Annotated in this window: 27 protein-coding genes; 22 read left to right on the forward strand and 5 right to left on the reverse strand. The window is 69.2% G+C overall.

Going from position 1 to position 26,841, the window contains the following annotated elements; genetic code table 11:
• Positions 1 to 13 precede the first annotated feature (13 nt).
• The 16 genes from G4D77_RS08615 to G4D77_RS08690 all read left to right on the forward strand — a co-directional run bounded on the left by G4D77_RS08615 (position 14) and on the right by G4D77_RS08690 (position 16,398).
• Positions 14 to 190: a Flp family type IVb pilin gene (locus tag G4D77_RS08615; RefSeq protein WP_016450680.1), complete on the forward strand. Its 177-nt coding sequence runs from the start codon at positions 14 to 16 to the stop codon at positions 188 to 190.
• A 109-nt stretch (positions 191 to 299) separates the two neighbouring features.
• The gene (locus G4D77_RS08620; RefSeq protein ID WP_016454539.1) at positions 300 to 476 is read left to right on the forward strand and encodes a Flp family type IVb pilin; all 177 of its coding nucleotides are present in this window, start codon (positions 300 to 302) and stop codon (positions 474 to 476) included.
• Between the two features lie 2 nt (positions 477 to 478).
• A complete protein-coding gene (locus tag G4D77_RS08625) occupies positions 479 to 1,063 on the forward strand; it encodes an A24 family peptidase (protein WP_080649882.1) in 585 nt (194 codons plus the stop codon).
• Between the two features lie 192 nt (positions 1,064 to 1,255).
• Complete coding sequence (gene cpaB, locus G4D77_RS08630) at positions 1,256 to 2,302, forward strand: Flp pilus assembly protein CpaB (RefSeq protein ID WP_212646766.1); 1,047 nt, start codon at positions 1,256 to 1,258, stop codon at positions 2,300 to 2,302.
• Between the two features lie 25 nt (positions 2,303 to 2,327).
• The gene (locus tag G4D77_RS08635; RefSeq protein WP_154835192.1) at positions 2,328 to 3,833 is read left to right on the forward strand and encodes a type II and III secretion system protein family protein; all 1,506 of its coding nucleotides are present in this window, start codon (positions 2,328 to 2,330) and stop codon (positions 3,831 to 3,833) included.
• A 4-nt stretch (positions 3,834 to 3,837) separates the two neighbouring features.
• Positions 3,838 to 5,379 (forward strand): P-loop NTPase family protein, encoded by a 1,542-nt coding sequence (locus G4D77_RS08640; RefSeq protein WP_016450675.1) that lies wholly within the window; start codon positions 3,838 to 3,840, stop codon positions 5,377 to 5,379.
• A gap of 7 nt (positions 5,380 to 5,386) precedes the next feature.
• Complete coding sequence (locus G4D77_RS08645) at positions 5,387 to 6,709, forward strand: TadA family conjugal transfer-associated ATPase (protein WP_016450674.1); 1,323 nt, start codon at positions 5,387 to 5,389, stop codon at positions 6,707 to 6,709.
• Positions 6,706 to 7,668 carry a type II secretion system F family protein gene (locus G4D77_RS08650; protein ID WP_016450673.1) on the forward strand — a complete coding sequence of 321 codons (963 nt, stop codon included), beginning with the start codon at positions 6,706 to 6,708 and terminating at the stop codon, positions 7,666 to 7,668. Before G4D77_RS08645 ends, G4D77_RS08650 begins: the two co-directional genes overlap by 4 nt.
• A 60-nt stretch (positions 7,669 to 7,728) precedes the next feature.
• Positions 7,729 to 8,733, forward strand: a complete 1,005-nt coding sequence (locus tag G4D77_RS08655; protein ID WP_016450672.1) for a type II secretion system F family protein — start codon at positions 7,729 to 7,731, stop codon at positions 8,731 to 8,733.
• Positions 8,734 to 8,735: 2 nt separating this feature from the next.
• Complete coding sequence (locus tag G4D77_RS08660) at positions 8,736 to 9,710, forward strand: tetratricopeptide repeat protein (RefSeq protein ID WP_046987649.1); 975 nt, start codon at positions 8,736 to 8,738, stop codon at positions 9,708 to 9,710.
• Positions 9,711 to 9,720: 10 nt separating this feature from the next.
• Positions 9,721 to 10,170, forward strand: coding sequence for a DUF3613 domain-containing protein (locus G4D77_RS08665; protein WP_026062698.1), 450 nt, complete (start codon positions 9,721 to 9,723; stop codon positions 10,168 to 10,170).
• 32 nt (positions 10,171 to 10,202) lie between these two features.
• Complete coding sequence (locus tag G4D77_RS08670) at positions 10,203 to 10,718, forward strand: TadE/TadG family type IV pilus assembly protein (RefSeq protein ID WP_026062699.1); 516 nt, start codon at positions 10,203 to 10,205, stop codon at positions 10,716 to 10,718.
• Between the two features lie 140 nt (positions 10,719 to 10,858).
• Positions 10,859 to 11,377 (forward strand): TadE/TadG family type IV pilus assembly protein, encoded by a 519-nt coding sequence (locus tag G4D77_RS08675; RefSeq protein WP_227740818.1) that lies wholly within the window; start codon positions 10,859 to 10,861, stop codon positions 11,375 to 11,377.
• Between the two features lie 17 nt (positions 11,378 to 11,394).
• Entirely contained in the window at positions 11,395 to 13,647 is a 2,253-nt protein-coding gene (locus G4D77_RS08680) for a TadG family pilus assembly protein (protein WP_154835196.1), read from the forward strand.
• A gap of 47 nt (positions 13,648 to 13,694) precedes the next feature.
• A complete protein-coding gene (locus tag G4D77_RS08685) occupies positions 13,695 to 15,089 on the forward strand; it encodes a sigma 54-interacting transcriptional regulator (protein ID WP_016450343.1) in 1,395 nt (464 codons plus the stop codon).
• A gap of 34 nt (positions 15,090 to 15,123) precedes the next feature.
• On the forward strand, positions 15,124 to 16,398 hold the full coding sequence (locus G4D77_RS08690; RefSeq protein ID WP_193726161.1) for a glycosyltransferase: 1,275 nt from the start codon (positions 15,124 to 15,126) through the stop codon (positions 16,396 to 16,398).
• A 54-nt stretch (positions 16,399 to 16,452) separates the two neighbouring features.
• On the opposite strand, the gene G4D77_RS08695 is transcribed toward G4D77_RS08690, so the two are convergent.
• Both G4D77_RS08695 and G4D77_RS08700 read right to left on the reverse strand, forming a co-directional pair.
• Complete coding sequence (locus G4D77_RS08695; RefSeq protein ID WP_133073949.1) at positions 16,453 to 17,895, reverse strand: EAL domain-containing protein; 1,443 nt, start codon at positions 17,893 to 17,895, stop codon at positions 16,453 to 16,455.
• Between the two features lie 15 nt (positions 17,896 to 17,910).
• Positions 17,911 to 18,465 carry a hypothetical protein gene (locus G4D77_RS08700; RefSeq protein WP_043792335.1) on the reverse strand — a complete coding sequence of 185 codons (555 nt, stop codon included), beginning with the start codon at positions 18,463 to 18,465 and terminating at the stop codon, positions 17,911 to 17,913.
• 368 nt (positions 18,466 to 18,833) lie between these two features.
• Here G4D77_RS08700 and G4D77_RS08705 point away from each other — a divergent pair, with 368 nt between their 5' ends.
• The 6 genes from G4D77_RS08705 to G4D77_RS08730 all read left to right on the forward strand — a co-directional run bounded on the left by G4D77_RS08705 (position 18,834) and on the right by G4D77_RS08730 (position 25,129).
• Positions 18,834 to 20,186, forward strand: a complete 1,353-nt coding sequence (locus G4D77_RS08705; RefSeq protein WP_154835198.1) for a sensor histidine kinase — start codon at positions 18,834 to 18,836, stop codon at positions 20,184 to 20,186.
• A complete protein-coding gene (locus G4D77_RS08710; RefSeq protein ID WP_154835200.1) occupies positions 20,171 to 21,505 on the forward strand; it encodes a sigma-54-dependent transcriptional regulator in 1,335 nt (444 codons plus the stop codon). The genes G4D77_RS08705 and G4D77_RS08710 overlap by 16 nt, the downstream gene beginning before the upstream one ends.
• A gap of 173 nt (positions 21,506 to 21,678) precedes the next feature.
• Entirely contained in the window at positions 21,679 to 22,347 is a 669-nt protein-coding gene (locus tag G4D77_RS08715; RefSeq protein ID WP_047218997.1) for a hypothetical protein, read from the forward strand.
• A 96-nt stretch (positions 22,348 to 22,443) separates the two neighbouring features.
• Positions 22,444 to 22,791, forward strand: a complete 348-nt coding sequence (locus G4D77_RS08720) for a DMT family protein (RefSeq protein ID WP_012203978.1) — start codon at positions 22,444 to 22,446, stop codon at positions 22,789 to 22,791.
• 11 nt (positions 22,792 to 22,802) lie between these two features.
• The gene (locus G4D77_RS08725; protein WP_046987240.1) at positions 22,803 to 24,014 is read left to right on the forward strand and encodes an MFS transporter; all 1,212 of its coding nucleotides are present in this window, start codon (positions 22,803 to 22,805) and stop codon (positions 24,012 to 24,014) included.
• A 140-nt stretch (positions 24,015 to 24,154) separates the two neighbouring features.
• The gene (locus tag G4D77_RS08730; protein WP_154835202.1) at positions 24,155 to 25,129 is read left to right on the forward strand and encodes a DNA/RNA non-specific endonuclease; all 975 of its coding nucleotides are present in this window, start codon (positions 24,155 to 24,157) and stop codon (positions 25,127 to 25,129) included.
• Between the two features lie 360 nt (positions 25,130 to 25,489).
• On the opposite strand, the gene G4D77_RS08735 is transcribed toward G4D77_RS08730, so the two are convergent.
• The 3 genes from G4D77_RS08735 to G4D77_RS08745 all read right to left on the reverse strand — a co-directional run bounded on the left by G4D77_RS08735 (position 25,490) and on the right by G4D77_RS08745 (position 26,841).
• A complete protein-coding gene (locus tag G4D77_RS08735) occupies positions 25,490 to 26,095 on the reverse strand; it encodes an ATP-dependent Clp protease proteolytic subunit (protein ID WP_013803771.1) in 606 nt (201 codons plus the stop codon).
• 78 nt (positions 26,096 to 26,173) lie between these two features.
• Entirely contained in the window at positions 26,174 to 26,530 is a 357-nt protein-coding gene (locus G4D77_RS08740; protein ID WP_016454522.1) for an SRPBCC family protein, read from the reverse strand.
• Complete coding sequence (locus G4D77_RS08745; protein ID WP_016454521.1) at positions 26,527 to 26,841, reverse strand: ArsR/SmtB family transcription factor; 315 nt, start codon at positions 26,839 to 26,841, stop codon at positions 26,527 to 26,529. The genes G4D77_RS08740 and G4D77_RS08745 overlap by 4 nt, the downstream gene beginning before the upstream one ends.

A 26,841-nucleotide genomic window follows, 5' to 3' on the forward strand; every position in this document is an offset into this window, starting at 1 on the left:
AAAGGACGATGCCATGACCGACATCATCAAGAACTTCTGGAAAGACGAGGAAGGCGCCACCGCCATCGAGTACGGCTTGATCGCCGGCCTCATCGCCGTGGGGATCGTGGTGGGCGCCACTGCGCTGGGCACCAATCTGAACGGCCTGTTCACACGGATCGCCACCAAGCTCACCGGCTTCACGCCCTGAGCGCCGGCTCCGGCGCGATCCGAGTGGGCCCGCAAGGGGTCGGCCCGATGCGCGATCTCCATTCCGGCCACCGGCCCCGAGGCAACTTGCAAACCGAAAGGACCATGACATGACCGAAACGATCAAGAACTTCTGGAAAGACGAGGAAGGCGCCACCGCCATCGAGTACGGACTGATTGCCGGGCTGATTGCCGTGGGGATCGTCGTGGGCGCCACCGCGCTGGGCACCGATCTGAACGGACTGTTCAACCGGTTGGCCACCAAGCTCACAGGTCTTGCGCCCTGAAGATGGAGCCGACCTCGCTATGGCTATGCGTCTGCATCACATGGCTCGCAACGATTGCGGCCATGGATCTGCGCATCCGCCGCGTGCGCAACTGGATGGTGCTGCTCGGCCTGGCCACAGGCGCTGGCGCACTGGCCAGTGGGGCCCAGCCGTTCCAGGTCTCGGCCTGGAACGCGCTGGCCGGCATGCTGGCGGGGTTTGCCGTACTGCTTCCTTTCTATGCACTGCGCTGGATGGGAGCGGGCGACGTCAAGTTCGGCGCGGTCGCGGGGCTGTGGTTCGGGTGGGGCTTCGACCTGCTGCTGATCTGGACCGGCGGCAGCCTGCTGGCCGGCCTGCACGGTGTACTGGTTCTGTCGCTGCGCCACCTTCGGGACAGCCCCACCGGGCTGTGGCTGCAGGCACGGCTGCCCCTGTCCAGCGCCGCCCTGTCCTGGACGGCCCGCCTGGCGCCCCTGGGCGCGACGCCCCGGCCCGCAGGCGCCACCGATGGACCGCGCCAGCCCCAGCGCTCCATCCCCTATGCCGGCTACATGGCCATTGCGGCCATCGCCCTGGCCTGGCGCCACAGCCAGCCACTTGTCTGAACCGGAGATGCCCATGCCTGTCACCTGCCTGCCTCCACGCCGTCCATGGACCGGCTCCGCCACACGCCATGGCCGTGCGCTGCCTGGACGCTTTCCTGCCCTGGAGGAGCTTCTCCGCCATGGCAGGAAAGCGCCAGGGCAGCCCCCGGCCCTGAACACCGTCGCAACGCACTTGCACCAGGAGTCCCAGCCATGAACCTCACCAAGATTCTTGCCGGACTGCTGGTGGGGCTTGCCATCGTGCTTGCGGGCCTTGCCTGGATGCTGGGCAGCCAGCCCGCACGCCCCGTGGCTGCCCCCGCCCCCGCGGCCTCGTCGCAGCCGGCCCCCGAACCGGCCCAGCTGCACGCCGTCGTGGTCGTGGCCCAGGCCATTGCCGCAGGCCAGCGCATCGGCAGCGACGATGTGAAGCTGGCCCAGCTGCCTGCCCCCGTGCCGGGCAGCTTTGCCGCAACCGACGACGTGCTGGGCCGCACCACGCTGATGCCGCTCACACCGGGCACCCCGCTGTTCGAGCAGCAACTGCTCAGCGGCCTGGCGCTGCAACTGGAGCCGGGCCAGCGGGCCGTTGCGATTGCCATCCGGGAGCAGATGGCCGCAGGCCACCATGTGCGCCCCGGTGATTTTGTGGATGTCTACTTCACGCTGGACGGCAAGTCCGACCAGGCGCCCGTGGACGCGCAGACCCGGCTGCTGCTGGCGCGCAGCCGCGTGCTGGCCTATGGCGCCGGCAGCGTCGAGCGCCCGCCCCTGTCGGCGGCCCAGCGCCAGGCACAGCAGGACAAGGAGTCGTCAGGCTCGCCGCTGCGCCGCGCCAGCGCCGGCGATCAGGCAGGCCAGCGCCCGGAGAACGTGCAATCGGCCGTGCTGGCCGTGCCGCTGGACGATGTGGAGCGCCTCACGCTGGCCGAGAAATTCGGCCAGCTCACCCTGGCCCTGCGCAACCCCGACGACCTGTCCGTGCCCGATCCCAAGCTCTTCGCCGCCCTGCCCGGCGCGCTGCAGCCGGTGGCCGGCCGCCTCAGGAAGGACCAGACGCTGGAGGGTGCAGACCGCGCCTTCGCCGGCCTGCGCATGCAGGACCTGGCCACCGGCGCCGACGCCAGGAACATCCGCAAGCCGGCTGCGCAGCCCATGACGGCCCTCGCGCCCGCCGTGCGGCCGCAGCCGCAGCGGGCCCCGCGCGAACGCACGGTGGAGCTGCACAACGGAGCGGCCGTGCAGATGGTGAACTACTGACAACACACAACAAGAGGGAGATGCCATGAAGTGCAAGAACATCTCGACGGCCGGGGCAACGCCGCTGCAGAGGGCGGTCTGGACGCTGTGCGGCAGCATGGCCTTGCTGGCCTTGACGCCAGCGGTGTCTGCCCCAGCGGACACCGCTGCCGGCCAGGGCATGGCCAACCCTGGTGCCGGCGACATGCTTTCTGGCGAATCCCTGCAGCTGGTGGCCGGGCGCCAGCACCTGATGGCGCTGGCCGACGCCCCGGTCCGCATCGCCGTGGGCGACCCCAATGTGCTGGATGTGAAACTGCTGCGCGCCACGCCGGGCTCCGGCGCCAGTGCCGGCTCCGGCTCCGGCTCCGGCGGAACCGAGCTGCTGCTCACGCCCAAGGCCCAGGGCAGCACCAGCTTGGTGGTGTGGCCCCGCAAGGGCGGCGTTCCCCAGCGCTGGGAGGTTCAGGTCAGAGGCCAGCACCTGCTGCTGGAAAAGCGGCTGGCCTCGGTCCCCGAGCATGCCCAGGCCGTGGCCGAACTGCGCCTGGGCGCGCCCGCCCAGACGCCGCTGGTGGACAACGCGCAGATCGATGTCAGGAGCAACACCGTGCAGGTGGACGTGCAGGTGGTGGAGTTCAAGAAATCCGCCATGAAGCGCGTAGGCGTCAATATCTACAGCGGCGGGCGCAACAACCAGGGCTTCAGCTTCGGCAGCTTCAGCCCCGGCGTGGTCGGCAGCATCAGCACCAATACCAACGGCACGGGCACGGGAACGGGCAATACCGGGTCGGGCGGCACGGGCTCGGGCAACACGGGATCGGGCAGCGTGTCCAACAACACCTCCTCGGCCATTGCCAGCGCCATGAGCCTGGTGATGACCTTCGGCAAGGCCTTCAGCGGCGCCGGCATCGTCACGCAGCTGAGCATCCTCGAGGGCAACGGCATGGCCCGCGTGCTGGCCCGGCCGACCCTGCTGGCACAGACCGGCCAGAACGCCAGCTTCCTGGCCGGCGGCGAGCTGCCGATTCCCGTGCCTGCGCGCGACGGCAACATTGCCATCCAGTACAAGGAATTCGGCATCAAGCTGCAGCTGACGCCCACCATCCTGTCGGACGAGCGCATCGCCCTGAAGGTCTCGCCCGAGGCCAGCGACCTGGACTTCAACAGCGGCGTGACCATCAGCGGCGTCACCGTGCCCGCCATCCGCACGCGCCGCGCGGACACCTCGGTGGAGCTGGCCGATGGCGAGAGCTTCGTCATCGGCGGGCTGGTCAGCCGCGCCACCACCTCCAACGTCAGCAAGGTGCCCGTGCTGGGCGACCTGCCCATCCTGGGCACCTTCTTCAAGAACCTCAACTACACGCAGGAAGAGACCGAGCTGGTGATCATCGTCACCCCGCGCCTGGTCCACCCGCTGCCCGCCAGCACCAACCTCGAAGCCCTGCTGCCGGGCGCGCGCTCCGAGCAGCGCAACGCCGGCAAGGTCTGGCTGCCCTACCTCGCCGGCGGAATGAACCAAGACACCGCCGTACCCGGTTTCTCGTACTGACGACATGACAAGCAAGCCCACCGCAACCGATTCGCCTGTGGACGCCACAGGCTCGCCGGCCATCGGCTCACCCACCTCGCTGGAGACATTGCTGGGTCTGCGTTCCTCGACCTCGCTGGCCGGCAAGCTGCAGCCCGCCACCGACGCGATGGCCCAGGAAAAAGCGCTGCTGGACAAGGCGCTGCTGGACAAGGCGCCACCGGACAGGATGGCGCCGCCCCATGCCGCAGCGGCGTCCGCCGCTGCATCGACTGCCGCGCTGCGCCAGCCGCCACAGCCGCTCGACGATGTGCTGGAGATGGAGCTGCTGTTCATCCATGCCGGCACGCCCGAAAGCGCGCTGGCCCAGTCCTGGATGCAGCGCATGCTGGACGGCACACGGCTGCACGTGGCGCGCTTCCAGGACAACATCACGGAGCAGGTACAGCGCTTCATGCCGCATGCCATCTTTGTGCATTTCGACCCGCTGTCCACCGACGAGGCCGCCCATCTGGCCTCCCAGCTGCACATCTCCCACCCCCACCTGCCCTGCGTGGCCGTGGGCCGCACCAAGTACCCGCAGTGCATGCTGGCCGCCCTGCGTGCCGGCGTGCAGGATTTCCTGGACGTGGACGCGCCCGTGCAGACCGCGCTGCAGACCGTGCGCGAGCTGATCAAGCGCATGCCGGCACCGCAGTCCAGCGCGCCCAGCGCGCCGCTGACGGCCATCCTGTCCGCACGCGCGGGCCTGGGCAGCAGCCTGCTGGTCTCGCACCTGGCCTGGTATCTGCAAAAGCGCCTGCACGGCCGGATCGAGGGCAAGGAAATCAGCGCCAGCGAAATCAGCAACGAAACGCTGGACGGCCTGCTCATCGACCTGGGCAATCCCAGCGGCGACTGCTCCCTGTACATGGGAACGCAAAGCGACTTCGACTTCATCGAGGCCGTCAACAACCTGCGCCGCTTCGACCGGCGCCTGGCCTCCACCGGCCTGTCACGCCACGAAAGCGGCCTGCGCATGCTCACGCTGCCGCGCCAGTCCAGCCGCCTGCGCGATGTCTCGTATGCCGACGTCGATGCCCTGCTGCTGCGCCTGCGCCAGTACTTCCGCCACGTGATTGCCGACCTGGGCGCCGTCGTCCCCACCCACCTGGCCATGCGCGTGGCGCTGCGCGCCAGCCAGGTCTGGGTGGTCTGCGACCAGAGCGTGGCCAGCGTGGTCTCCACCACCGAACTGCTGCGGCAGCTGGACGAGCAAAAGATCGAGCGCGAACGCATGCACCTCATCGTCAGCCGGCACGACAGCCAGCTCGAACTGGAGGCCCAGCAGATCGCCAGGCAGCTGCAGCTGCCGCTGCTGGCCACCATCCCCGAGCGCCGCCGGGAGCTGGCCCAGGCCGTCAACCAGGGCCAGCTGCTGCCCAGCCGCCTGCAGCGGGAGCCCTATGTGCAGGCCGTGGACAAGCTCGCCACCTTGCTGATCACCACCCACCACCAGGCCCATGCGGGCGATCAGGCCGCGCCCGCCCGCGGACTGAACCGTTTCTTCCACCGAACAAGAAGCTGAACGCACCATGACGACCACGGCTTATTCCCATCTGGCGGACGCACAGGCCAGCGAGTTCGAGCAAAGCGCGCTGTTCCTCGACCTGAAGAACCGCACGCACGAGCATTTGCTCAGCCGCATCGAGGAGCTGGGCGCCGAGTTCGGCCGCTGGTCGCAGGCTGCCATCGCGCAGTTCGTGCTGATGGAGCTGGACAGCTTCATCCGCCTGCACTCCGTGCCCGTCAACGAGCAGGAGGCGCTGCAGGTGGCGCGCGCCCTCACGCGCGAACTCACGGGACTGGGACCGCTGCAGCCGCTGCTGGAGGACCCCCGGGTCGAGGACATCCTCATCAACGGCCATGGCAACATCTACGTCTCGCGCGGCGGTGTGCTGCAGCGCGAGACCCTGCACTTCAAGGACGACGAGCATGTGCTGCGCATCGTGCGCCGCATCCTGGCGCCGCTGGGCCGGCGTCTCGATGAATCCAGCCCCATGGTCGATGCCCGCCTGCCCGATGGCGGGCGCATCAACGTCATCATCGAGCCGCTGTCCATCGACGGCCCCTCGGTCTCCATCCGCAAGTTCCGCAAGGACCCGCTGACGCCTTCCGAGCTGGTGCAGCTGGGCACCTTCAACCACGACATCTGCCGCATCCTGGAGATGGCCGTGCAGGCGCGCTGCAACATCCTGGTCAGCGGCGGCACCAGCTCGGGCAAGACCTCGCTGCTCAACGCGCTGGCCAGCTTCATCCCCTCCAGCGAGCGTATCGTCTCCATCGAGGACACGGCCGAGCTGGCCCTCAACCACAACCATGTGGTGCGGCTGGAAAGCCGCCCCGGCGGCTTCGACGGCTCGGGCCACGTCAGCATCCGCGACCTGCTGCGCAACAGCCTGCGCATGCGGCCCGACCGCATCATCGTCGGCGAAGTGCGCGGCGGCGAAGTGCTGGAGCTGCTGCAGGCCATGAACACCGGCCATGACGGCTCCATGGGCACCATCCACGCCAGCTCGCCGCGCGAGTGCCTGTACCGGGCCGAGATGCTGGCAGGCTTTGCGGGCTTCCAGGGCAGCGAGGTCAGCCTGCGCCGCCAGATCGCCAATGCCGTGGACTTCATCGTGCAGATCGGACGCCTGTCCAACGGCCGCCGGCGCCTGCTGTCGCTGACCGAGGTCACGGGCATGACCGACAACATGATCTCCATGCAGGAGCTGTACCGCTACGAGCCCCAGGTCGGCGGCGACGGGCAGGAAATCGACCACTGGGTCTCGCTGGGCATCTCACCCCACTCGCCCAAGCTGCTGAGCTGGTGGCGCTCGCAGCAGCAGGCCGGCAGCGGAGGCGTGCGATGACAGGCCTGGCACCCGTCATCCTCATCCTCGGCGCGCTGGCCTGCCTGCTGCTGGCACTGGCGCTGTGGGTGATCATGCGCGGGCGCCGCAAGGAGCATGAGCAGTCGATAAAGCTGCACCTGCAGCGCAGCGTCGAAGGCCACAGGGAGGCGATTGCGCCCGCGCTTGCCATGGCCGAGCCTGTCTACAAGCCCGCCGCGCCGCAGCCTGCGCCGGCGCCCGCCGCGGTGCAATGGCTGAACCAGCGCCTGGGCATCCAGTCCTGGGGCATCTCATCCAACACCCTGGCCCTGTTCGCCATCACCGGCCTGGTCCTGGCCCTGCTGGCTGCCAGCCAGGCAGGAGCGGCGGCAGGACTGGTGGTGGCCGTGCTCTATGCCGTGCTTCTGGGCCTGGGCATCTGGCGGCGGCAGGCCAAGCGCCGCGAAAGGCTGCTGCAGCAGCTGCCCGGCTTCCTGGACAACATGGTCCGGCTGATCTCCATCGGCAACTCGCCCCATGCGGCCTTCCAGATGGCGCTGAACAACGTCCCCGATCCGCTGGGCGATGCCCTGCAGCAGGCGGCGGCCATGCTCAGTGCCTCGCCCGATCTGGGGCAGGCCATGGGCCAGCTCGAGCGCAACTGGCGCCTGCCCGAATTCGGCCTGCTGGCCGCAGTGTTCCGCATGAGCGTGCGCTATGGCGGCCGCGCCGACCTGGTGCTCGAGCGCGTGTCGGCCTACATCCGCGACCGCCAGTCCGCCGAGCGCGAACTGCATGCGCTGTCCTCCGAGATCCGCATGTCGGCCTGGGTGCTGGCCCTGCTGCCCCTGGTGGTGGGGACGCTGATCATGGTGATCAACCGGGGCTATTTCATGCGCATGTGGAACGACGACAGCGGCCAGACCATGGTCCTGGTCGCCGCCGCCCTGGAAGCCCTGGGCGCCTTTCTCCTGTACCGGCTGGCCAAGCTGAGGTGAACCCATGACAGCACAGGCACAAGCACACGCCCGCCCACCCGTCTGCGCAAGGAGCCACGCATGAACACGCAGCAACTGTGGATCGCCAGCATCGGCCTGGGCGCTCTGGGACTGGTGCTGTGGGCGTCCACCCTGGTGTGGAGGCTGTGGCGCTCGGCACGCGCCTCCAGCCAGGTCGCCAGGATCCTGCAGGCGCGCGACTCGGCATCGACCACGAAGGCGGCCACGAAGAGCGCCATGCAGGCCAACGACGCGCAACTGCTCAACCCGCTGTCCATCAACGTGCGTTCGTCCGATTCCCCGCAGGCGGTGGCGGCCAACCTGCCGCCACCGGCCTGGCTGCAATGGGGCGTGGCCAAGGCCCTGCTGGCCGATGAGGACCGCAAGCTGCTGGACCAGGCCGGCGTGGGCACGCGCAACGGCAGCATGGCCTATGTGGCCAGCCGCATGGTGCTGTGCGTGGTCCTGCCCCTGCTGGCGCTGGGTGTGCTGCGCCCCGGCGAGAACGCTGCGCTGGTCTACGGCTTTGTAGGAGTGAGCCTGGGGCTCATGCTTCCCAAGTGGTTTCTGCGCTCGCGGGCCAAGGGCCGGCGCGAGCAGGTGGTCGAGGAACTGCCGCTGTTCGTGGACCTGCTGAGACTGCTGCAGGGCGTGGGCCTGAGCGTGGACCAGAGCCTGCAGATCCTGGCCTCGGAGTTCAAGGGCGTGCTGCGCGTCATCAGCGGCGAGCTGGCCCTGGCCAACCAGCTCTACAACACCGGCCGCACGCGCGAGCAGTCCTTCCAGCGCATGGTCAACATGAGCGCGGACGACGACATGAGCGCCATCGTCAACCTGCTGGTGCAGGTGGACAAGCATGGCGGAGCCGTGCAGGAGCCGCTCAAGGAATTCAGCATCCGGCTGCGCGAAAAGCGCCAGGCCAGCTTCAAGGAAAAGATAGGTTCCATCACCGTCAAGATGACGGGCGTCATGGTCCTCACGCTTTTGCCCGCCCTGCTGGTCATCACGGCGGGCCCCGGTTTCCTGGCCGTGATCAGGGCATTGACCACCATGGGAGGACGCTAGGCATGCGACACCACAAAGGCACCCCCGCCGGGCGGACGCCAGCGCTGACAGCACTGACAGCGCGGACAGCCCTGGCCCCCCTGGCCATGGCCCTGGCCCTGGCCGGCTGCGCCGGCAAAGGGCCGCAAGGCTACGGCGCCACCTCTTCGCAGCAGGAGACCGCAGCCCAGGCACAGCAGCAGCTGCAAAACGCCCAGCAGGCCACCCAGGTCGACAACGCCCAGACCTATCTGGACCTGATCACGCAGATGCAGCAGGCCGGCCAGTGGTATGCATCGCTGGCGCATACCGAGGCCTTCGAGCAGCAATACGGCACGCAACCGGAATCGCGCCTGATGCGGGCCGACGCGCTGCGCAACACCGGCCAGGCCGAGCAGGCCCGGCAGGCCTACCAGGCGCTGCTGCAGGGCGCCACCACGGCACGCGCGCGGCGCGGCCTGGGCCTGCTGCACGCAAGCCAGGGCGAGTATGGCCAGGCCGTGGAACAGCTGGAGAAGGCGCGCCAGCTCAATCCCATAGACGCCAACGTGCTCAGCGACCTGGCCTACGCCCACATGCTCGACGGCCAGCTGGCCGCCGCGCAGATGCCCATCATGCAGGCCTCGCAGCTGGCCCCGGCCAACGCGCGGGTGCAGCTGAACATGGCGCTGTTCTGGCTGGCCAGCGGCAACGAGACCCAGGCCTCCCAGCTGCTGCGCCAGCTGGCGCAGCCCCAGGCCAAGGGCGCCCTGCCCATGATCGACCAGACCTCGCTGCAGACCCTGCAGTCCCAGCTGGCCAGCGTGAACGAGGCGGTGCGCCTGCGCGGCGGCCAACTGTCCGCAGCGCCCGCGCCCGGGACCCGGCAGGCGCGGGGCGTGGAGCCCGTGCCCAGGCCCGCCACCGACGCGAGCGCCCTGCCGGCCGGCATCACCCGGCGCATTCTTCTGTCCGAGCCGTCCGGCGCCGCTGGCGCAGCACCGGCCTCGCCACTTTGAGGACCACGACATGCCAGACACACACCGCATGCATTTGCCCCGCCGCGCAGCCGCCGCAGCGCTGGCGCCCTGGCTGCCGGCTGCCGGCCTGGCCCTGACACTGGCCCTGACCCATACGGCCCCGGCACACGCCCAGGCCTTTGGCGAAGTGCAGAGCCCGCCCGAGCAGGTGGATGCACGGCCCCATGTGTTCGCCGAGCCCTCCACCGACTCCATCCTGGCCGGCTACACGCTCTACACCAACCCCGATGGAACCGTGATGTACGTGCCCCGGCGCGAGATCGACATCGGCGGCGGCACCCTGCGGCTGCTGGGAATGCAGCACAGCCAGCCGGGCCAGCGTGCCCGCCCCATCGACGGCGAGCAGGCGCGGCGCAGCTATGCGCGCTACCTCAAGAGCTTCGAGACGGAAATCCCCGCCCTGTACAAGACCGGCGTCGAAGCCGGCGGCAAGAACTGAGCCCGCCCCGGCCAGCAGCTTGAGGAACGACCATGATCCGGCGCCCACTCCGCGCTCACCACCCCCACCGGCCTGCCAGCCTGCGGCAGCGGGGGGTGTACGCGCTGGAGTGGGCCATCATCTTCCCGGTGTTCTTCGCCCTGCTGTACGCCTGCATCAGCTACGGGCTGGCGTTCCTGGTGCGCGAATCCATGCAGGCCGCCGCCGAGGACGCCGCGCGGGCCACGCTGCGCTACCAGACCAGCCGCAGCGCCCGCCTGGACGCAGCCCGCAGCCTGGTGCAGCAGCGGCTGGACTGGCTGCCGGCCGACCTGAGGCCCACGGCAGGCAGCATCGACGTGCGCATCTGCAGGCTGCAAAACAGCGAGCTGTGCTCGGCCACGCTGACCTGCGGCGTGCTGGTGGCCGAACGCTGCATGGTGCGCGTGGGCTTCACCATCCCTTATGGAACCAGCCCGATAGCACCCGCCCTGCCGGGCTTCGGCCTGGTCATGCCGACGACGCTGACCGCCAGCGCCAGCATCATGGTGGACAGGGGGGGGCTATGAAGCTCCCCCTGAGTCGCTTCGCGCCTTCCCCCTCTCTCGCTTCGCGGGAGGGGGGCATCCGGGCCACCGGCGACACCCTCGGGGCGGGGCGGCGCGGCCGGCTTAGGCCCTTCCTCGGTGTCCCTGGGTTGGGGCATGCCGTGCGTGGGGCACGCCCTGCTGCATCGGCCGAGTTCATGCAGGACACCGGCGATACCTTCGCGGCAGGGCTGCGCAGGCGGCAGCGCGGCGTGGCGGCGGTGGAGTTCGCGTTGATCGCCGGGGTGATGGTGATGCTGCTGATGGGCATGTTCGTGTACTGGCGCGTGCTGCAGGCCCAGCAGTCGGTGGCGCGCGCCACGGGCGACGGCGCGCGCATGGTCCAGCATCTGGCGTTTGGCGGGATGGCGGGCTACAACCCGGCCAAGCCGGCCGAGCGCGCCAGCATCCTGCAGGCCACCACCGACGTGGTGAACCAGAGCCTGACGGCCAGCGGCATTCCGCCCGGCACGGCGCCCACCCAGGTGCAGATCGACTGGACCAGTTCCCAGGCCACGCTGAGCGTGGTGTACATGCTTCCCCCCGTGCTGGGCCAGGGCCTGCAGGTGGGCAGCCAGACCCTGGGCGAACCCACGCGCCTGGAGGCCCGCAGCCTGATCAGGCTCGCCCCCGGCAGCTAAGACAGGAGGACCAGAGCATGCTCACCCACCTCCCCGCATCCGTACCCCGCCCCCGCACGCGCCGGCAAGGCGGCAGCCTGCTGGTGCAGTTCGCCCTGCTGGGCTCGGTGCTGTTCCTGCTGCTCGGCATCGTGGACCTGGGCTACATGTACTACGCCAAGCGCGACCTGCAGCGCATTGCCGATCTGGCAGCCACCCAGGCCGCCCAGACCATCAATGCCGAGCGCAGCAACCGCGCCGCCTGCGTGACGGCGGGCGAGGACAGCATCACGGCCAACTGGCCGGTTCCCCTGACCCGCAGCAGCGCCCAGACCCTGGTCAGCTGCGGCAACTGGAACCCGGCGGACCCGGCCAGGCAGTCCAGCGGCGGCCGCTTCTTCGACGCCGCCTCCGGCCCGCTCAACGCGGCGCGCGTCACGGTGGGCGGCACCTCGCCCACCATCTTTCCCGGCACCTGGAGCCGCCTCGTGGTGGCCGAGGCCATTGCCATGCGCAACGACTCGGTGGCGTCCTTCCAGGTGGGCTCGCAGCTGCTGCGCTTCAACAAGGACACGCCGCTGGGCGGGCTGCTGGGCCTGGTGGGGCTGGACGTGGGCATGCTGACCCTGCTGGACTCCAAGGGCCTGGCCGACGCCAAGATCAGCCCGGCCGGCCTGCTCAAGGCCCTGGGCGTGAACCTGGGCATAGAGCAGCTGCGCGCGCTGTCGCCCGAGGGCCTGGCCAACATCGCCAGCGTCACCCTGCTGAACGTGATCGATGCCTCCATCAGCGCCATCACCGACAACGCGCTGGCCGTGCAGCTCAACGCGCTCAAGACCCAGATCATCAACGCGGGGCTGAGCACCATCAAGATCCCGCTGGGCAGCCTGGATGACCAGAAGGGCCTGTTCGCCTTCCTGGGCGCCGGCCGCACCGATCCGCTGAACGCGGCCATGGACGTGCAGCTGGGCATCGGCGACGTGCTCAAGACCGCCATCGCCATCGGTGCCAACGGCCATGCGCTGCAGGCCAACCAGCTCGATGTGGCCGGCCTCATCAAGGCCCAGCTGACCATCGTGCAGCCGCCCACCATTGCCGTGGGCCCCGTCGGCACGCAGGGCTACAGCGCGCAGATCCGGCTGAACCTGAACGTGGACACGGACCAGTTGCTGGGCGGCGCGCTCAAATGGCTGGTCAAGGACATCCTGGGCACCCAGGTCAAGCTGCCCATTGCCGTGGACATCACCAACGCCACGGGCACGCTGACGGCGCTGCAGTGCAGCGCCAGCCCGCAGACCATGGACCTGTCGGTCAAGTCCTCCATCCTCAACGCCTGCGTGGGCAAGATGGACCCGGCCAACAAGCAAAGCTGCGAGAAGGGCCTGCAAAATGAGCAGCTCATCACCCTGCTGCACCTGCCCGTGCTGAACGGCAAGCTGTGGGTGCCGGCCCTGGAGTACACGGACTCCACCACGGGCCTGGGCATGGAGCCGGGCTACGAAGATCCGGCCGACCCCAACTGGTCCAAGACCAACCGCTCCATGCAGGTGAACCAGCTGGCGCTGGGCGACACGGTCGACAACATCGTCACGGGACTGCTCAACCTGCTCAGCGGCCTGCTGCAGCCGCCGGGCACCACGCCCACCGACATCACCACGCGGCTGCTGGGCTCCTATCTGGACGCCTCCATGGTGAACGGGCTCTACAACGTGACCAGCCTCACCAACCTGCTGCTCAACGGGCGCGGCGTGGCCAGCGACAAGGACTACATGCCGCCGCTGCTCACCTCCAACTTCACGTTCAACAACGCCATCGCCAAGTCCTGCCTGCTGGTGGCCTGCCCGTCCTCCACCTGGAACAGCGGCACGTTCTCGGCAGCCCTCAACTCCTACACCAGCGTGCCCGGCGGCCTGCTGGATGTGCTGGGCATCTCCACCTACGACAACGGCTACCAGAGCTGCGCGGGCCTGCTCAGCTCGCTGCTCAACTGGAACGGCTGCGTCAAGCACAACGTGACCAAGCTGCTGACCTCGCACCCGCAGTACCTGTACGCGATCAACGCCAACAGCCCCGAGATCCAGTCCCTGCTCAACCGCGACAACAACCTCACCTGCACCGGCGCCCTGTGCACCCTGCTCAAGCCGGTGATCACGGGCGTGCTCAAGCCCATCCTCAACGGCGTGGGCGGGCTGCTGACCACGGTGCTCAAGGACACGCTGGGCCTGGAGGTGGGCCGCACCGACATCAAGGCCCTGTCCATCGGCTGCGACACGGCGCAACTGGTTTTTTGAACTGCACAGGCCATCCAATCCATGAATCGACAACGAGGGAATGCAACGTGAATCTGGACGAGCTCGTCATCTATGTCTGGGAAGGCCAGGCCGACATCGCCGAGCGGGTGGAGCGCTGCGTGCTCAACCTGGGCGTGGACGTGGTGCGCGCCGACGGGCTGACCCTGCCCGCCGACACCAGCGAGCTGGGCAATGCGATCGCCGTGGTCAGCGTCTCGGTGCTGGAGGGCGCGCGCTTCACGCGCCAGGGCGTGGAGGGCACCTTCGGCATGCCCGTGCTGTGGGTCAGCGCCAAGCAGCGCGACGCCAACGCCGGCACCTATGCCATGGAGTACTCGCATGTGCTGCCCTTCGACTTCACGGGGGCCGAGCTGCGGGCCATGCTGGTGCGCATCCTGCGGCGCATGCAGAGCAACCAGCGCCAGGTGCAGCGCTCGGAGGACATCATCGCCGTGGCAGACTGCATGCAGCGCCTGCTGCGCGACGTGGACACCTTTGCCGACTGCGAGCACAGCGTGCTCATCATCGGCGAGACCGGCGTGGGCAAGGAGCGCATTGCCGAGCGGCTGCACGAGCGCAACAACCGCTACGGCCAGGGCCCCTTCGTGGTGGTCAACTGCGGCGCCATCCCGGACGGGCTGTTCGAGTCCCTGTTCTTCGGCCACGCCAAGGGCTCGTTCACGGGCGCGGTGAATGCCCACAAGGGCTATCTGGAGCAGGCCAACGGCGGCACGCTGTTCCTGGACGAGATCGCGGACCTGCCGCTGTACCAGCAGGTCAAGCTGCTGCGCGTGCTGGAAGAGCGTGCCATCACGCGGCTGGGGTCGGCCGCCGCCGTGCGGCTGGATTTCCGGCTGGTGGCGGCCACCAACAAGCCGCTGCGCGGGCTGGTGCGCGAGGGACGCTTTCGCGCCGACCTGTTCTTCCGCCTGGCCGTGATCGAGCTGCAGATCCCCAGCCTGGAGGAGCGCGGCGAGGCCGACAAGCTGGCCATCTTCCACGCCATCCTGCACAAGGTGGTGGGCGAGGCCACGATGAAGGAGCTGGGCGAGCCGCCCTTCTTCATCCTCGACGCCGTGGCCCAGATGTACTTCCCCGGCAATGTGCGCGAGCTGCGCAACCTGGCCGAGCGCATCGGCGTGGCCGCCCGCCAGACGCGCGACTGGAACGCCGACGGCGCCACGCAGCGCATCCTGCAGCACGCCCAGGCCCTGTCGGCCACCACCTTCCCGCCGGACGCCGGTGCCGCCGAGCCCCTGCTGGCCGACCGCAGCAACTGGGACATGGACGAGCGCAACCGCATCATCGCGGCGCTCAACACCAATGACTGGAAGCGCCAGAACACGGCCCAGCACCTGGGCATCAGCCGCAAGGTGCTCTGGGAAAAGATGCGCAAGTACCAGATCAGCGACGGCGAGCCCGAAGTGCCCGTGCCGGGCTGAGCACGCCCTCCGACACATCCCATCCCCCCACGCCATGGAGACTTCCACGAACATGCAGGACAAGCCGGTCATCATCTTCGTCAGCGCCGTCTACCCCAGCCAGTACAGCCTGCTGTGCAGCCACCTTCGCGCCAGCGGCGCGGCCGACAGCTGGTTCATGACCATGCCCGGCCATGCCGAGAACTATGCCAGCCAGTGCGACCACCTGCTGTCGTTCCGGCCCGATGGCGACATCGTCGGCCCGCAAAGCTACTACTACTCCAGCAAGGTGGAGCGCTCGGCGCGCATAGGCCGCGGCCTGCTGCAGGGCCTGCAGGCCTTCGAGAAGGAAAAGGGCAAGCGCATCGACGTGGTGGTCGCCCACTCGCTGTGGGCCGCGCCCAACCTGCTGTACGGCGAGATCGATGCCGCCATCGTCAGCTACATCGAATTCCCCAGCTACCGCGTGCACGGCAACGAGCCCGACTACCCGCCCGACCTGTCCCAGCGCCTGGCCGACCGCAACATGGAAATGCTGCACTACCACCAGGTGCTGTGCAGCGACCTGACCATCACGCCCAGCGCCCATGCACGCTCGCTGTTCCCGCCGCTGCTGCAGGAGCGCGTGGCCGTGCAGTTCGAGGGCTTCGACATCCAGGCGCCCGACGAGCAGGCCGAGCCGCCGCCGCGCCAGGACACGCGCTTCACCGTGGCCTTCTCATCGCGCGACCTGTCCAGCTCCAAGGGCTTCGAGACCTTCATGCGCCTGGTCGACCGACTGGTGCGCGAGGGCGATGGCCAGCAGATGCGCTTCATCGCCCTGGGCGACCCCACGGCCGTGACCTACGGTTACGAACAGCAATGGGTGGAGCGCCGCTACCAGGGCAAGGTGGCCAGTTTCCGCGACCATCTTCTGCAGATCCACCCGGCCGCCCAGGTGGTGGAGTTCCCGGGCAAGCTGCCGTATGACGAGTTCGCGCGCACGCTGGCCTCGGTGGACCTGTTCCTCTACCCGCTGCGCTACGGCGTGGCCAACTGGGGCCTGATGGAGATCCTGGCGCGCGGCGGCTGCGTGATCGGATCGAACTGGGGCTTTGTGCCGGAGCTGGTGCAAAACGATGTCAACGGCCTGCTGCTGCCCGACAGCGACGACGCCTGGATAGGCGCCATCCGCCAGCTGCGCGACGACCCGGCCCGGCGCCAGCGCTACAGCCGGGCCGCGCGCGAGACGGGCAAGCGCTTTCACATCTCCAACGTGGCACCGCGCTTCATGGACCTGTTCCGCCTGGCCATGGCGCGGCGCAGGGCGAGCCCGCTGATGCTGGAGTAAGGTGCAGCGCGGGCCGGGCTCGGCCTGTGCGTTCAGGTGCGGGCCCTTGCGCGCCTAGGCGGCGGACAGCGCCGATGCAGGGGCCCCGACAGCCCCGACAGCGCCGACGGCCCCGCCAGTCCCGCCGTCGGCAGCCGAAAGAGCCGGCACACGGTCCATGCCACTCCAGCTCAGGGCCATGCTCAGTGCCATGTCCAGCGCGTCGCCCTCCTGCGCCTCGGACGCCTGCAGCACCTCCAGCACATCGGCAACGCACACCACCTGGTCGAGCAGCCCATGCAGCGATGGCCGGGCTATGAAAAACCCCTGCACGCCATGCGCCCCCGCAAGCGCCACGGCCTCCATGCCCTGGGCGGACTCCACGCCTTCCACGATCACGCAGGCGCCGCGGTCGGCGCACAGGCTGATCAGGCCCTGCAGCATCCGGGCCGACGGCCGGGCCTGCAGGCTCTGGTCCAGCACGGACTTGTCGATCTTGACGATGTTGGCGCGCAGCTTGCCCAGGATGTCCAGGCCGCCGCGCCGGGGAACGATATCGTCCAGCGCCACGCGCACGCCCAGGATCTGCAGGTGCCGCACCAGGCCCAGCGCGGCCTTCTCGCAGGGGAAGACACCGGTCTCGGTGATCTCCAGCACCAGGCGCTGGGCGATCTCGGGCCGCTCCTCCAGATAGTCGAACACGCCTTCCCACCAGGCCTCGTCGCAGAACGAGGCGGCCGACAGATTGCAGCCTAGGCTGTGGCCGGTCTTCATCTCCAGCGCCCCTATCACCGACCACAGCACGCTGCGGTCCAGCCGCGCGGCCAGGCCCAGCCGCTCCAGCGCCTCGATGGCATGGGGCACGGCATAGTTGTCGTAGGCAGAGAACACGCTGCGGCGCAGCAGGCACTCGTGGTAAAGCGTGCGGCCCGTGCCGGTCCCACTGCCTCCCCCTGCCATGCCCCCGGGCTCCAGCAGCGTCACGGGCTGGAATGCCAGCGCCAGATGGCCCAGCCGCAGATCGTCCAGCAGGCGGCCCGCCAGCTGCATGTCGGCCTGGTAGCCCTTGATGAGCCTGGCGGGCATTCTGCGCACCGCCATGTCCTGGCCGCCCGCCGTGGCGTGGCCCTTGCCGCGTATCTCGTGCAGCCCCGCGAAGGAGACGCAGCCCAGCGCCTGCACCTCGGCCCGCAGATAGGCCTGGCGCGAGCCGTGCACCACGGGCTCGCTCACCAGGGCGGACTCCAGCGCATGCATCCAGCCATGCCGGGCATGATGGCCGGGCAGCACCGTGTCGGCCAGCGTGCGGGGGTCGAACCCGCGAACCAGCAGCGTATCGCCCGCGCGCTCCAGCGATTGGGCATCAATGCCCAGGCCCTTGAGCCGGTCCATGCAGGCCTGCATGGCCTCGTCGCAGAAACCGTTGCCATAGACGCTGCGCCAGGCCTGCAGGGGCGGCAGCCAGATGGCCAGATCCAGGGGCATGTCGCTGTGCGAGGGTTCGATGATGTCGTGCATGGTGAGCGCCTTCGTTCAACGGCCTGCAATGGGTTGTGAATAGCAGTGAAATCCGATCGCCCTGCGCCCCCGGCCGGCCGGCCCGCCGCCGAGCATGCCGGCATCCACGGCCGACAGCGCCAGGTCCACATGGCCGGCCACCAGGTCAAAGACCACCGAGCAGGCATCCGCCTTGCGGCTGAAATACGCCAGCGTGGCATCCGTTCCGCCGGCAAAGCTGCCCAGCAGCGCCTGCCCGTCCTGCTCCTGGAACACCGCCTGCGCGCTGCCCTGCTGCGGCACGATGACCCGGTCGCCCTGCTGCAGCAAGGCGCCGGCCTGCGCCACGATTACATCGCTGCGCCGCACGATGCGCACGCCCTCGCTCACCCGCGTGAGCAGCGCCACCGGCGCCGCCTGCGCCACCTGCGCATGGGGGCTTCCGTCGCCCGCCTCGCGCGCAGCGGTGCGCGGCACGGCGGCAGACGCAAACGACGCGGGTACGTTCAACGGCTTGCTGCGCGCCCTTTCCGGGTAGGCGCGCAGTCGCGGCAGGGGCATGCCTGCAAACGACAACGAGACAGCGGCCATGGTTTCTCCTCCGAAAGACAGCGATCAATGGGGCGGCCGGCGCAGCACACGGTTTTCCAGACACTGCGACAAGCTTTTTGCATCCTGTTGCAACAAGCGTGCCATGGGCCTGGACGTCTTCATCCAACGCCAAGCCATCTGTAACCTATTGATTTATTTGGGCACCCAAGCACAGCCACCACCGTGTCACCCTGCGGCGTTACGGGCGATGTCACGTAACGCCGGCACGCCACGGCGTTACTTTCACGGCGGCTGCGCAGGACGACGCAGCCCTGGCTGCCAGGCGCGGCCCCCCTTTCGGTGTATGTTCCAGCGCATCACTTCAGGAGCCGGCCCTGTCCCCGCAAAAGTTCATCCAACGGGATCTGGTGATCCTCTGGCTCACCATCTCGGCCGTCGCCCTGGTGCTGGCGTGGCTGCTGTTGCTGTTGACCCGGCAGGGCACCGAACCGCAGATTGCCCGCGCCCGCGACGCCGCAGGCGTCAGCTGCAGCGCGCTGCAGGCCGGGGCTGCGCGGATGGGGCTGGCGGGGCTGACGGCAGATACGCCATCTGCCCAGGCCCGGTCCGCCGCGCAGGCCGTGCTGGACCTGGCGCTGCGCGAGCGCCCGGGCATGGAGGGCGGGTTCTGGCGCGAGGGCCCCGGCGTGGTGGCCTATGCGTTTCCCACCTATGACGGCTCCGGCATCAAGCGCGATGCGCCCAGTGCGGAGATGGAGCGCATCGCCTCCACCGCCCAGCGCGCACGGGACAGCGCCGGGCTGGTGACCGACCTGCGCCCCGGCCTGCGCGAGGCGGTGGTCTTTGCCGCCTGCCCGGCCCAGGCCGATGCGCCCGCCCTGGTGGCCTGGACGCTGATGCGCGTCCCCCTGATCAGCGCCGACGTGGTCAACCCCCTCATCCTTGCCGTCAGCCTGCTGCTGGGCATGGTCCTGGTCTCGGGCCTGTGGCTGGGCAGAATGCTGCGGCGCTGGCAGCGGCAGTCGGCACAGATGGAGCAGCAACTGCTCGGCGCCGAACGGCTGGCCACCCTGGGCCGGCTGTCGGCCGGCCTGGCGCACGAGATCCGCAACCCGCTGGGCACCATGCGCATGAAGGCCGAGAACGCCCTGGCCGCGCCCGAGCCACTGCGGCAGGCCCGCAGCCAGGGCGCCCTGGAGGCCGTGCTGGCACAGACCGCGCGCCTGGAAGACCTGGTATCGAGCCTGCTGGCCTTGACCCAGCCCTTCCGCGTGCACCCGGAGCCCGTGGACCTGCAGCAGCTGCTGGACGAAAGGCTCCAGGCCCATGCAGAAATGGCCCAGGCCAGCGGCGTGCAGCTGGCAACGGCGGTGTCCGCCGGCCTTGCCCGGGACCTGCAGGAAGGGCGCCGCCCGCTGCTGGACCCCGCACAGATGGCCCGCGCGCTGGACAATCTGCTGCTCAACGCCCTGGCGCACACGGCGGACGGCGGCCGGGTGGAACTGGGCGCGGACCGGGACGCCAAAGGCTGCCTGCGGCTGTGGATTGCCGATGACGGCACCGGCATCGCGGCCGAACTGCGCGACACGCTGTTCGAGCCCTTCACCACCGCACGCCCCGGCGGCACCGGGCTGGGATTGGCGCTGGTGCGCGAAATCGTCCAGGCCCACGGCGGCCGGATCGCCCTGGCCAAGACTGCACAAGGCAAGACTGCACAAGGCACCCGCATAGAAATGGAATTTCCATGGCCCGCATCCTGATCGTGGACGACGACACGGCCTTCCGTGAAAGCCTGGCCGAGATGCTCGGCGACCTGGGCCATGGGGTCAGCCAGGCCCCGACCGTGGCGGCGGGGCTGCAGATCCTGCAGGCCGGGTCCGTGGATGCGGCCATCGTGGACCTGCGCATGCCGGGCGAGGACGGCCTGGCCTTCCTGCGCAAGGCCCGCGGCCTCTCGCGGGCGCCCTGCATCATGCTCACGGCCTACGCCAGCGGCGGCAACACCATCGAGGCCATGCGCCTGGGCGCCTTCGACCACCTGACCAAACCCATCGCCCGCACCGCCCTGGTTGAGGCCCTGGACCGCGCGCTGCAAGGCGCAGGGCCGGCCCAGGACTGCGGGGACGGCCAAGCCGGCCAGCCGCAGATGCATGACGATGGTGAACTGGTCAGCGGCAGCGAGGCCATGCGGCAGGTCTTCAAGCGCATCGGCCTGGCGGCGGACAGCGACGCCACCGTGCTGGTGCTGGGCGAGACCGGCACGGGCAAGGAACTGGTGGCACGCGCCCTGCACCGCAACAGCGTCCGGGCGGAACGCCCCTTCGTGGCCGTCAACTGCGCTGCCATTCCGGCAGACCTGATGGAAAGCGAACTCTTCGGCCATGTGAAGGGCGCCTTCACGGGCGCCGCCAGCGACCGCGCCGGGCGCTTTCGCGAGGCGCAGGGCGGCACGCTGTTCCTCGATGAAGTGGGCGACATGCCGCTGCCCACGCAGGCCAAGATCCTCCGGGCGCTGCAGGAGCGCGAGATCACGCCCGTGGGCGCCAGCCGGGCGCTGCCCGTGAACGTGCGCATCATCGCGGCCACGCACCGCGACCTGCCGGACGCCGTCAGGCAGGGGCGCTTTCGCGAGGATCTCTGGTACCGGCTCCAGGTCGTGCCCGTGCACCTGCCGCCGCTGCGCGAGCGCCTGGGCGACGTGCTGCTGCTGGCCGAGCATTTTCTGCGCCAAGGCGGCGGCGCCTCGCCCAAGCGCCTGGGGGCCGACGCCGCGCGCCTGCTGCTGGCGCACGACTGGCCCGGCAACGTGCGCGAGCTGCGCAACGCCATGGAGCGCGCGGCCCTGCTGTGCCCCGGGCCGGTCATCGGGCCCGAGCACATCGGCCTGCAGCCTGCGGCGGCGAACGGCCCCGCCATCGACTGGAACGGGCCGCTGGCCCCCGCCGTCGCCCAGCTGGAACGTGAAATGGTCACGCGCGCCCTGGCCGCAACCATGGGCAACCGTGCCGAGGCCGCACGCCGCCTGGGCCTGTCGCGCCAGCAGCTGTACCGCAAGCTCGCGGAGTTCGGCCTGGGTTGAGGCAGCAGCGGGCACAGGCGCCGCCTGCGGTGTCCGGATGGGTGACACCCCCTGTCGCCATCTCGGACACATGGCCCGCATCAGCGACCGCAAGCCCTTGATTTCATGAGATTTCCGGATGGCATGGCGCTTGCATTGGACTGTGCATGTCCATCGCCAACCCAGGAGCCATCATGACCCGTCTCACCCTTTCTTCCGCCGCCCTGTGGCTGGGTGCCAGCGCACTGAACGCGCATGCCGCCCCGCCCCTGCCTGCCCACGGCCCTGGCGCGCCCCACGCGGCCATGCCGCACGCGCAGGCCGTGCTCGAGAGCCCAGTCGCCCGGCTGCTCACCAACCCTTACGGGGAAGTGGACGGGCTGCGCCTGACCGACGGCACGGTGGTCCGGTTCCCGCCCCACATGGCCGATGCGCTGACGACAGCCGTGAAGGTGGGCGACACGGTGCGCATCATCGGCCGCAGCGAAGCCGGTGGTGCGGTCAAGGCCGACGCCATCGTGAACACCGCCACCGGCCAGACCGTGTATGACCAGCCACCGGAGCCCGGCCGCGCCCGCCCCATGCCCCCGCACCTGCGCATGGCCGGACTGCAGACGCAGCAGGCCCAGGGCCGCATCGAGGCCGTTCTCACCGGCCCGCGCGGCGATGCCAACGGCGTCATCCTGTCCGACGGCGCCATCGTGCGCTTTGCCCCCCATGCGCTGCAGCAGCCGCTGCAGCCGGGGCAGCTGTTTGCCGCCTCGGGCCTGGGCACGCGCAACGCGCACGGCACCTCGCTGGAGGCCATCAGCATGGGTGCCAGCCTGTCGGACCTGCAGCCGCTGTACGACCGCGCGCGCTGACGCCACCGCCCGGTCCCCGGGGCCGGGCGGGTTCCTGCCCCTTCCTGGTTTCCTGCTTCCCTGCTGCCCTGCTCTCCCGCTTTCACCGAACCCGCCATGTCCCCCAAGATCGCCCCCGTCCTGCTGCTGCTGATCTCCAACGTCTTCATGACCTTCGCCTGGTACGGGCACCTGAAGTTCGAGAACCGGCCTCTGTACCTCGTCATCCTGGTGAGCTGGCTGATCGCGCTGGCCGAGTACTGCTTCGCCGTGCCTGCCAACCGGCTCGGCCATGAGGTCTACAGCGCGGCCGAGCTCAAGACCATCCAGGAGGTGATCACGCTGGTGGTGTTCGCCGTCTTCTCCGTGCTCTACCTGGGCGAGAAGCTCACCCTCAACCACCTGGTGGGCTTCGGCTTCATCTGCCTGGGCGCCTTCTTCGTGTTCAAGGGCCCCTTGCGCTGAAGGAAGCCGCCATGCACCGCACACACCACCATGCGCGGCGCTGGCTGCCGGGGCTCCACTTCTTCCTGGCCGATGTGCGCGACGGCCTGGGCCCCTTCCTGGGCGTCTTCCTGCTCGCCCAGGGCTGGCGGCTGGACGACATCGGCTACGTCATGGCCCTGGGCGGCATCACGGGCATGCTGGCCACCACGCCGCTGGGCGCGCTCGTCGATGCCTCGCGCCGCAAGCGCAGGCTGCTGGCAGCGGCCATCGCCCTGCTGCTGGCGGGCAACCTGGCCATCTGGATCGCACCGTCGCTGGCCGTGACGGCGGCATCGCAGGTCATCACCGGCGTGGTCGCGGCCTTGATCGCCCCCTGCCTGCTGGGCATCACGCTGCAGATCACCGGCCATGCGGACCTGCCCCGGCAACTGGGCATCAACGAAGCCTGGAACCACGCCGGCAACGTGGCCACGGCCGCACTGGCGGGGGCCATGGGCCTGCGCTGGGGACTGCCTTCCGTCTTCGTGCTCATGGCCTTGATGGGCTGCGCCTCGCTGGCCTGCCTGGCGCTGATGCGGCTGGATGAAACCCCGCAAGGCACGCCGCCCCCAGAGCAGGCCGGGCCTTGCGCACCCGGCCTGATGCACGTGCTCACGGGCACGCCGGCGCTGCGGGTGCTGGCCGTGGCCATGCTGCTGTTTCACCTGGGCAATGCCGCCATGCTGCCGCTGCTGGGCCAGGCCGCCGTGGCGCGCGGCCATGCCAACCCCAGCGGCTTCACGGCGCTGACCATCATCGTGGCGCAACTGGTCATGATCCCCATGGCCCTGCTCGCCGGGCGCCACGCCCAGCGCAGCGGCTACTGGCTGCTGGTCAAGGCGGCCCTGCTGTCGCTGCCGCTGCGCGGCCTGGTCGCCGCCACCTGGGACTCCGACTGGGCGCTGATCCCCGTGCAGGTGCTAGACGGCGTGGGCGCCGGGCTGCTGGGCGTTGCCCTGCCGGGCCTGGTCGCGCAGACGCTGCGCGGCACCGGCCACGTCAACGCAGGCCTGGGCGCCGTGATGACGCTGCAGGGCCTGGGCGCGGCCGCCAGCCCGGCACTGGCGGGCTGGATCGCGCAGCGCTTCGGCTTCGATGCGGCCTTTCTTTCGCTGGGCGGCATCGCGGTGCTGGCCCTGGCGCTGTGCTGGTTCGGCGCACCGTCCGAACACCGGGCGGCCCGTCTCCAGCCCAAGGCCTGAGGACCGGCAGCGCACGGCTCACTTTCGGAGCACCTGGACACATTTGGGGGCCTGGAAACATAGGAGAATTCCTAGGACCCGAACCAGAACCCGCGCCATTGCGGACTTGCCTCCCTGCGGCCAGCGCCTGCCGCCCCCGAATGACAGTCAAGAACAAGAAGCCTTCCGCGCGCAAGCGCAGTTCCTCCCCCGCCTCCAAGAAGAAAGCCTCCGGCCGCAGCGGCCGCAGCGGACTGTGGCGCTCCGTGATCGCCGCCGTGGTCGCGGCAGCGGGCACCTTCCAGATCGCCAGCTGCAGCCTGGACCCGAACTGGCATCCCAAGCTGCCCGAGCCGCCCCTGCTGTCCACCCTGCCCATCCCCGGGCTGGAGCACCTGCGCAAGCAGCCGGAGACAGGTTCGGGCACGGCCTCCGGTGGCGCCAGCCCGCCTGCCGGCAGCCTGGCCACGGGCTTTTCGCACTGCCGCGATTTCTTCCCCGGTGGCGAGCCCCCTGCCCTGCAGGTCCAACCCCTTCAGCGCGAGCTGTGCTTCAGCGCCTTCGCCGTGCTGCACAGCGGACAGACCAAGACGCCCGTCTTCGTGGTGGAGCGCCTGAACCGCCAGTTGCTGGAGCAGGGCCAGGGCCTCAAGCGCAGCGACAAGTTCTATGCCGATGCCCGCCTGCCGCGCGCCGAGCGTGCCGAACTGGACGACTACCGCCGCTCCGGCTACTCGCGCGGCCACATGGCGCCGGCCGGCGACATGTACTCGCCCGAGGCCATGGCCCAGAGCTTCAGCCTGGCCAACATGGTTCCCCAGGACCAGACCCACAACGGCGGCGTCTGGAGCAAGGTCGAGCAGGACACGCGCCGCTACGCCCAGCGCGCCAAGGGCGATGTCTACGTCTTCACCGGGCCGGTGTTCGACGGCCAGCCCCTGACCATCGGGCCGGGCAAGGTCCATGTGCCCAGCCATATCTTCAAGCTGGTCTACGACGCGAGCACGGGGCGTGCCTGGGCGCACTGGCAGGCCAATAGCCCGGATACGCGGATGAGTGCGCCCATCAGTTATGAGGAGTTCACTCGGAGGACGGGGATGCCGTTGTTGGCGGGGGTGATGAGGGGGCGGGGTTAGCGTTTCGCGCTGGTTGCTGGCGTGGGGTGGGGGTCCTGTTTTTGACCCTGCCGGGGGGTTGTTTTTCGAGGCCGGGTCTCGGCCCGGCGGCCGACCTACTTTCCTTTGTTTCGCCAAAGGAAAGTAGGCAAAGCAAAGGCGACCCGGATGTCCGCGACCCCTTCGCTTCGCTGCGGGGCAACCTGCGTCGTGGCGGTTGCGGGGTTCGCCGTGAAACTCACTTCGCGCTGCGCGCTACGTTCAAACATCACGGCGAGTCAGATCACGAAGCAAGCCTGTCCTTCGGCAGGCTTGCAACCCCGCAACCGCCACGACGCAGGCGCTGACATACGGGGGTGGGGAGAGGGGGCGCGCTGCGGCTCAGGGAGTTACTGTGCGCCGGTCCAGAACCTTGTCTATCAGGCCCCATTCGCGGGCTTCTTCTGCGGTCATGAAGCGGTCGCGGTCCAGGTCGCGCTCCACCTCTTCGTAGCTGCGGCCGCAGTGCTGGGCGTACAGGCGTGTCACGCGGTCCTTGGTGCGCAGCATTTCCTCGGCATGGATGCGGATGTCCGAGGCCTGGCCCTGCACGCCGCCCAACGGCTGGTGCACGTGCAGGCTGGCGTTGGGCAGGGCCATGCGGTGGCCGGGCTCGCCGGCCATGAGCAGGAAGGAGCCCATGGAGCGCGCCGTGCCCATGCACAGCGTGTGCACGGGTGACTTGATGAACTGCATGGTGTCGTACATGGCCAGCCCGCTGGTGATCACCCCGCCCGGCGAGTTGATGTAGAGGTGAATGGGCTTGTCCGGGTTCTCCGCCTCCAGGAACAGCAGTTGCGCGCAGACCAGGGCAGAGACCGCGTCGTTGACCTCGCCGTTGAGAAAGATCACGCGGTCGCGCAGCAGGCGCGAGTAGATGTCGAAGGACCGCTCTCCGCGCGCCGACTGTTCGACAACCATGGGGACGAGCATCATCGATTCGCGCATGGGCGAACTCCTGTGTGTGGTGGTGAAAAAGAAAGGGCTGCGGCCCTGCGCCGCATGCCCCGTTGCCCGGGCAGGGTTTCAGGTCGCGTACATCAGGAAGCCGCCGTCGTTGGCCGCTTCCCTGGCCGGCTGCACCCGCGCATCGGTCAGCACATGGACGATGCGCAGCAGCGTGCCGCCATCGGCGCCGGGGCTGATCTGCAGGTCCACCGTGCTTTCAAGAAAGGGCGGCTCCGCCTCGCGCAGCCGCAGGCGCAGTTCCTGCTGCGGCACCTGCAGCAGCGGCTCGGCATGCTCGGTGCCCGGCAGCCACTGCGCGCGCAACTCGGGAATGCTCAGCGCGCGCCAGACCTTCTCGGGCGGGGCGTCCAGCGCGTACTCCTGCACCAGCTCGCGGGCCGCATCGTCGGTGTCCATATTGCTCATCTTGTTCATTGGTCCATGTCCTTGAGCAGGCCCTTGAGTGCATCCACGCGCTGCGGCCAGTAGGCGCGGTACTTCGCCAGCCAGCCCGCAATCTGCGCCAGCCCTTCGGGATCGACCTCGTAATGCATGAAGCGCCCCTGGCGCTGCTCGCTCACCAGCCCCGCATTGCGCAGCACGGCCAGATGCTGGGACATGGCCGACTGGCTGATATCCATCCCCTCGCGCAGCGCGCTGGCATGCATGCTGCCAGCGGCCAGCTTCTCGAAGATGGAGCGGCGCGTAGGGTCGGCCAGGGCCTTGAAGATGTCGTTCTCGGGCAT

It is taken from the genome of Delftia sp. WY8, assembly GCF_018437695.1.
GTDB lineage: Bacteria > Pseudomonadota > Gammaproteobacteria > Burkholderiales > Burkholderiaceae_C > Comamonas > Comamonas tsuruhatensis.

Excerpts from the sequence above, each read along its gene's own strand:
- G4D77_RS08735 (WP_013803771.1), bottom strand. The coding sequence starts at position 26,095 with ATGCGCGAATCGATGATGCTCGTCCCCATGGTTGTCGAACAGTCGGCG.
- G4D77_RS08655 (WP_016450672.1), top strand. The coding sequence starts at position 7,729 with ATGAACACGCAGCAACTGTGGATCGCCAGCATCGGCCTGGGCGCTCTG.
- G4D77_RS08730 (WP_154835202.1), top strand. The coding sequence starts at position 24,155 with ATGACAGTCAAGAACAAGAAGCCTTCCGCGCGCAAGCGCAGTTCCTCC.
- G4D77_RS08710 (WP_154835200.1), top strand. The coding sequence starts at position 20,171 with ATGGCCCGCATCCTGATCGTGGACGACGACACGGCCTTCCGTGAAAGC.
- G4D77_RS08625 (WP_080649882.1), top strand. The coding sequence starts at position 479 with ATGGAGCCGACCTCGCTATGGCTATGCGTCTGCATCACATGGCTCGCA.
- G4D77_RS08745 (WP_016454521.1), bottom strand. The coding sequence starts at position 26,841 with ATGCCCGAGAACGACATCTTCAAGGCCCTGGCCGACCCTACGCGCCGC.
- G4D77_RS08725 (WP_046987240.1), top strand. The coding sequence starts at position 22,803 with ATGCACCGCACACACCACCATGCGCGGCGCTGGCTGCCGGGGCTCCAC.
- G4D77_RS08700 (WP_043792335.1), bottom strand. The coding sequence starts at position 18,465 with ATGGCCGCTGTCTCGTTGTCGTTTGCAGGCATGCCCCTGCCGCGACTG.
- G4D77_RS08660 (WP_046987649.1), top strand. The coding sequence starts at position 8,736 with ATGCGACACCACAAAGGCACCCCCGCCGGGCGGACGCCAGCGCTGACA.
- G4D77_RS08690 (WP_193726161.1), top strand. The coding sequence starts at position 15,124 with ATGGAGACTTCCACGAACATGCAGGACAAGCCGGTCATCATCTTCGTC.
- G4D77_RS08695 (WP_133073949.1), bottom strand. The coding sequence starts at position 17,895 with ATGCACGACATCATCGAACCCTCGCACAGCGACATGCCCCTGGATCTG.
- cpaB (WP_212646766.1), top strand. The coding sequence starts at position 1,256 with ATGAACCTCACCAAGATTCTTGCCGGACTGCTGGTGGGGCTTGCCATC.
- G4D77_RS08665 (WP_026062698.1), top strand. The coding sequence starts at position 9,721 with ATGCCAGACACACACCGCATGCATTTGCCCCGCCGCGCAGCCGCCGCA.
- G4D77_RS08635 (WP_154835192.1), top strand. The coding sequence starts at position 2,328 with ATGAAGTGCAAGAACATCTCGACGGCCGGGGCAACGCCGCTGCAGAGG.
- G4D77_RS08615 (WP_016450680.1), top strand. The coding sequence starts at position 14 with ATGACCGACATCATCAAGAACTTCTGGAAAGACGAGGAAGGCGCCACC.
- G4D77_RS08680 (WP_154835196.1), top strand. The coding sequence starts at position 11,395 with ATGCTCACCCACCTCCCCGCATCCGTACCCCGCCCCCGCACGCGCCGG.
- G4D77_RS08740 (WP_016454522.1), bottom strand. The coding sequence starts at position 26,530 with ATGAACAAGATGAGCAATATGGACACCGACGATGCGGCCCGCGAGCTG.
- G4D77_RS08640 (WP_016450675.1), top strand. The coding sequence starts at position 3,838 with ATGACAAGCAAGCCCACCGCAACCGATTCGCCTGTGGACGCCACAGGC.
- G4D77_RS08650 (WP_016450673.1), top strand. The coding sequence starts at position 6,706 with ATGACAGGCCTGGCACCCGTCATCCTCATCCTCGGCGCGCTGGCCTGC.
- G4D77_RS08620 (WP_016454539.1), top strand. The coding sequence starts at position 300 with ATGACCGAAACGATCAAGAACTTCTGGAAAGACGAGGAAGGCGCCACC.
- G4D77_RS08645 (WP_016450674.1), top strand. The coding sequence starts at position 5,387 with ATGACGACCACGGCTTATTCCCATCTGGCGGACGCACAGGCCAGCGAG.
- G4D77_RS08670 (WP_026062699.1), top strand. The coding sequence starts at position 10,203 with ATGATCCGGCGCCCACTCCGCGCTCACCACCCCCACCGGCCTGCCAGC.
- G4D77_RS08715 (WP_047218997.1), top strand. The coding sequence starts at position 21,679 with ATGACCCGTCTCACCCTTTCTTCCGCCGCCCTGTGGCTGGGTGCCAGC.
- G4D77_RS08720 (WP_012203978.1), top strand. The coding sequence starts at position 22,444 with ATGTCCCCCAAGATCGCCCCCGTCCTGCTGCTGCTGATCTCCAACGTC.